We start from the raw sequence: 3,442 nt of genomic DNA, 5'->3' as shown, positions 1-3,442 counted from the left end.
GGCCACAGGATGGTTGCTATACAATGGCTCATGGTACTACCTCAATAGTAATGGCGATATGAAAGTTAGCCAATGGTTCCAAGTTAGTGGGAAATGGTACTATGTAGATGAATCAGGTATGCTTGCAGTCAATACAACAGTAAACGGCTATAGAGTCAATGCTAATGGTGAATTGGTAAACTAAATCTAACTGAATGAATCTTAATATTATTTTTTGATAGGATATTAAGGCTGAAAATAACTCCATAATCTCTAGCCAGATTTATGCTACTGGAGATTATGGAGTATTTTGTAATATAAGAGATAATGGAAGGATGAGCTAGTAACTCAACATTCTTATATAATAGATTGAATCTAGAGTAGTACATAGTTACTGATGAAAAATCAACTGTTAAAGTGCCTGCTGGCAAATAATTACCTAACACAGGTTCAGCATCAAGTGCAGCACTTGCTAGTCTTGGTCTAGTGGTGGCAACAAGTGGTTTTGCTTTGCTAGGAAGAAAGGCTAGACGTAGAAAATAGGATAGCTAGAAAATTCTATTCTCTACTTAAAGTTAGATTATAAGGGGGATTTGGAGAAGTCATCAATCCTAGTGATGGGTGAGAGAAGAGAGAACCCAAGATAATCGCACACTTTAGCTGAAAAGGGATATTCTATCAATGTAACCAGTCTCTTCTGTCTCTAACTGTGGGACAGGAGATGGGTAATATCGAGTAGAAAAGCTAGCAGAATAGCTCTATTAAAGAGAGGAGGGAAACCGAAAAATTGGGTACCCCTCCTCTTTTTTGGTATAATAGAAGATAGAAAACGAGGTTAGAAGAGATGATTTTTGATACACATACACACTTGAATGTAGAAGAATTTGCAGGTCGTGAGGCAGAAGAAATTGCCTTGGCTGCTGAGATGGGTGTGACACAGATGAATATTGTTGGTTTTGATGAACCGACGATTGAGCGTGCTTTGGAGTTGGTAGATGAGTATGACCAGCTCTATGCGACTATTGGTTGGCATCCTACAGAAGCAGGGACTTACACGGAGGAGATTGAAGCTTACTTGCTTGACAAGCTCAAGCATCCAAAGGTAGTTGCCTTGGGTGAGATTGGTTTGGACTACCATTGGATGACAGCGCCAAAAGAGGTGCAGGAGCAGGTTTTTCGTCGTCAGATTCAGTTATCTAAGGACTTGGATTTGCCTTTTGTTGTCCATACCCGTGATGCGCTGGAAGATACCTATGAGATTATTAAGAGCGAGGGAGTTGGTTCTCGAGGTGGCATCATGCATTCTTTCTCAGGAACTCTTGAATGGGCAGAGAAGTTTGTGGAGCTTGGTATGACCATTTCCTTCTCAGGAGTGGTGACTTTTAAGAAGGCAACTGACCTCCAAGAAGCAACTAAAGAGTTACCTTTGGACAAGATTTTGGTGGAGACAGATGCTCCTTACTTAGCACCTGTACCCAAGCGTGGTCGCGAAAATAAAACAGCCTATACTCGCTATGTGGTGGACTTTATCGCTGACTTGCGTGGCATAACGACAGAAGAGCTGGCGGCGGCAACGACTGCAAATGCGGAGCGAATTTTTGGATTGGACAGCAAGTAATGAAAGAAAAAATTTCTCAAGTCATCGTGGTCGAAGGTCGCGATGATACGGCAAATCTCAAACGTTATTTCGATGTAGAGACCTATGAGACACGAGGTTCTGCTATCAATGACCAGGATCTAGAGCGGATTCAACGTCTACACCAACGCCATGGAGTCATTGTCTTTACAGATCCAGATTTTAATGGGGAGCGGATTCGGCGCATGATTATGACGGCCATTCCAACAGTTCAGCATGCCTTCCTCAAACGAGATGAAGCTGTTCCCAAGTCCAAGACCAAGGGGCGTTCTCTGGGAATCGAGCATGCTGGCTATGAAGATTTGAAAATAGCTCTAGCTCAGGTGACAGAACAATTTGAACATGAGAGCCAGTTTGACATCAGTCGTAGCGACTTGATTCGCCTTGGTTTTCTAGCAGGGGCAGACAGCCGTAAGCGCCGAGAATATCTGGGAGAGGCTCTCCGAATCGGCTATTCCAACGGCAAGCAACTCCTCAAACGCCTAGAGTTGTTTGGGGTCACCTTGGCAGAAGTGGAAGAAGCTATGAAATCTTATGAGTAGGAAAGATGTAGCTGTTACAATTTTTTAAGTTTCACAGTATTTTTCGAAGCAGGTAGAAGAGGAGGTGTCTGATGTTAATTGGTCAAAAAATTAAAGAGATTAGGATAGAAAAAGGAATTAGTCGTCCAGATTTTTGTGGAGATGAGCAAGAACTGACAGTTCGTCAACTGTCGCGAATTGAAAGTGGAGCTTCGCAACCGAGTTTGCCCAAGTTAGACTATATTGCTCGCCGGCTAGGAGTTCCAGTTTATAGCCTTATGCCGGATTTTTCAGCTCTTCCTCCTGTTTATTTAGAATTGAAATACCAGATTTTACGTGAACCAATCTATGGTAAAGAAGAGGAGTACGATAAGAAGGAAGCGTGTTTGGAAGAGATTTATAAAACATACTTTGATAATCTTCCTAAAGAAGAACAATTAGCATGTGAAGTATTGCAGGCGTGTTTGGATACTTCTAGAACTAGAAGGCCTGAATATGCAGAGTTAATACTTGAGGAACATATGCCTCAGATCATAGAAAAAGAAGTTTATTCAACAAATGATATGTTGTTGATTCGTTTGTTTTTTTATCAAATGCTCATTAGAAAAGATCTTGCCAAATTTATAAATCAAATCGAAAAGCTAATGCTCTTTCTTTTGGAACAGAAGAAGGTAACTCAAATAGAGAATTACTTTATAATTAGAGATACTCTTATTTCAGGAATGTGTTGTCTTGAAAAGGTAGGAGTAACTGATTGTTTTAATGATTATCTATCGTGTTTACAAGAAATTATGGATAAAACTCAAGATTATCAAAAGAAACCTCTTGTATTTATGTTTTTGTGGAAGCAAGCATTAAGAGAAGAAAGAGATTTTAGTTTAGCTGAATCATTTTATCAGTCTTCTAAAACATTTGCGCAGCTAATTGGAGATGGATTTCTAGTAAAGAAATTGACAGAGGAATGGCAAGAGGATGTCAAAAAATATTTATAAACATAGTGAATCAGTGACAAAAATGTCCTTGTCCTCGTATCAAAACAGTTCTAAAGTTCGTCTTTAGAACTGTTTTTTTAGATATAAGCTAAAAATAATATGAAATAGTGTAACCGCCCAATAACGAAGTATATTGAAAAATCTCCAGACTAGAGAACTCACGGATAGTTCCTAATCTGGAGATTTCTTATTTGCACTTTTCTTGTACAACTTTAGTCCATGGTAAATAAGCCTCTAAAACCTCTTTGTTTACGAGAGTTTCCTCGTTTGGAAGACATTCTAGAAGATAGGATAGATATTTTTCACTATTTAGT

The 3,442-nt window shown here is 39.5% G+C and carries 4 protein-coding genes and 1 pseudogene; all 5 read left to right on the top strand.

Annotated features, from left to right (window positions below):
• Positions 1-184, top strand: a 184-nt coding sequence (locus tag HT691_RS10485; RefSeq protein WP_172923457.1) for an N-acetylmuramoyl-L-alanine amidase family protein, incomplete at its 5' end; no start/stop codon positions are given.
• A gap of 203 nt (positions 185-387) precedes the next feature.
• Positions 388-522 (top strand): annotated as a pseudogene (locus tag HT691_RS10480) (LPXTG cell wall anchor domain-containing protein); the annotation flags it as partial.
• A gap of 301 nt (positions 523-823) precedes the next feature.
• Positions 824-1,597: a TatD family hydrolase gene (locus HT691_RS10475; RefSeq protein WP_023934562.1), complete on the top strand. Its 774-nt coding sequence runs from the start codon at positions 824-826 to the stop codon at positions 1,595-1,597.
• On the top strand, positions 1,597-2,157 hold the full coding sequence (rnmV, locus tag HT691_RS10470) for a ribonuclease M5 (RefSeq protein ID WP_023934564.1): 561 nt from the start codon (positions 1,597-1,599) through the stop codon (positions 2,155-2,157). Before HT691_RS10475 ends, rnmV begins: the two co-directional genes overlap by 1 nt.
• A 71-nt stretch (positions 2,158-2,228) precedes the next feature.
• On the top strand, positions 2,229-3,128 hold the full coding sequence (locus HT691_RS10465) for a helix-turn-helix transcriptional regulator (protein ID WP_023934566.1): 900 nt from the start codon (positions 2,229-2,231) through the stop codon (positions 3,126-3,128).
• Positions 3,129-3,442: the final 314 nt, after the last annotated feature.

It is taken from the genome of Streptococcus sp. 477 (assembly GCF_013277295.1).
Taxonomy (GTDB): domain Bacteria; phylum Bacillota; class Bacilli; order Lactobacillales; family Streptococcaceae; genus Streptococcus; species Streptococcus pseudopneumoniae.
Note: the sequence above shows the minus strand (reverse complement) of the source record. Positions and strands in the feature narration are given on the sequence as shown.

Coding starts and splice junctions, on each gene's coding strand:
- HT691_RS10475 (WP_023934562.1), top strand. CDS start 824: ATGATTTTTGATACACATACACACTTGAATGTAGAAGAATTTGCAGGT.
- rnmV (WP_023934564.1), top strand. CDS start 1,597: ATGAAAGAAAAAATTTCTCAAGTCATCGTGGTCGAAGGTCGCGATGAT.
- HT691_RS10465 (WP_023934566.1), top strand. CDS start 2,229: ATGTTAATTGGTCAAAAAATTAAAGAGATTAGGATAGAAAAAGGAATT.